At 69.1% G+C, this 1,097-nt stretch carries 1 protein-coding gene; it reads right to left on the bottom strand.

All coding sequences use genetic code 11. The annotated features are described in order from the left end of the window. A partial coding sequence (locus IEZ15_RS44015; RefSeq protein ID WP_189282523.1) for a beta-ketoacyl synthase N-terminal-like domain-containing protein occupies positions 1 to 1,097 on the bottom strand: 1,097 nt, incomplete at both ends.

Raw genomic sequence — 1,097 nt, 5'->3', positions numbered from 1 at the left:
CACACACTCCAACAACCGCGCCGCCTGCCCCCGCAACGCACCCTCACCCCGACCCGACAAAACAACCGGCACCACCGGCAACCCGGCCGAAACAACCGCCTCCGACCCATCCGGCTCCGGCGCCTGCTCCACAATCACATGCGCATTCGTCCCACTCAGCCCGAACGACGACACACCCACCCGACGCGGACGCTCCCGCACCGGCCAGACCCGCGCCTCCGTCAACAACTCCACCGCACCCGCAGACCAGTCCACATGAGGCGAACGCGTCTCCGCATGGAGGGACTTCGGCAGCACGCCGTGACGGATCGCCTGAACCGCCTTGATCACCCCACCCACACCCGCAGCCGCCTGCGTGTGGCCGAGGTTCGACTTCAACGACCCCAACCACAAAGGATCATTGTCAGGACGCCCCTGACCGTACGTCGCCAACAGCGCCTGCGCCTCGATCGGATCACCCAACCGTGTCCCCGTCCCGTGCGCCTCCACCGCATCCACGTCGTTCGTCGTCAGCCCCGCGTTCTCCAGCGCGGCTCGGATCACCCGCTGCTGCGACGGGCCGTTCGGGGTGGTCATGCCGCTGGACGCGCCGTCCTGGTTGATGGCGCTGCCCCGGATCACGGCCAGGACCGGATGCCCGTTCCTCCGGGCGTCCGAGAGACGCTCGACCATGAGGACGCCGACGCCTTCGGAGCAGCCGGTCCCGTCCGCATCGGCCGCGAAGGACTTGCAACGCCCGTCCTTCGCCATACCGCGCTGGTGGCTGAAGTAGAGAAACATGTCCGGCGTGGTCATCACCGTCACACCGCCGACCAGCGCCATCGAGCAGTCGCCGCGGCGCAGCGCCTGGGTGGCCCAGTGCAGGGCCACCAGCGAGGAGGAGCAGGCGGTGTCGACGGTGACAGCGGGCCCTTCCAGGCCCAGGGTGAAGGCGACCCGGCCGGTCACCAGGCTGCCGTCGCTGGTTCCGGGGCCGTAGTCGTGGTACATGACGCCGGCGAAGACGCCGGTCCGGCTGCCCTTCAGCGACAGCGGATCGATCCCCGCACTCTCCACGGCCTCCCAGGACGCCTCCAGCAACAACCGCTGCTGCGGAT

This window comes from Streptomyces atratus (assembly GCF_014648655.1).
Taxonomy (GTDB): domain Bacteria; phylum Actinomycetota; class Actinomycetes; order Streptomycetales; family Streptomycetaceae; genus Streptomyces; species Streptomyces atratus.
This window is presented reverse-complemented; position numbering and strand designations above follow the sequence as displayed.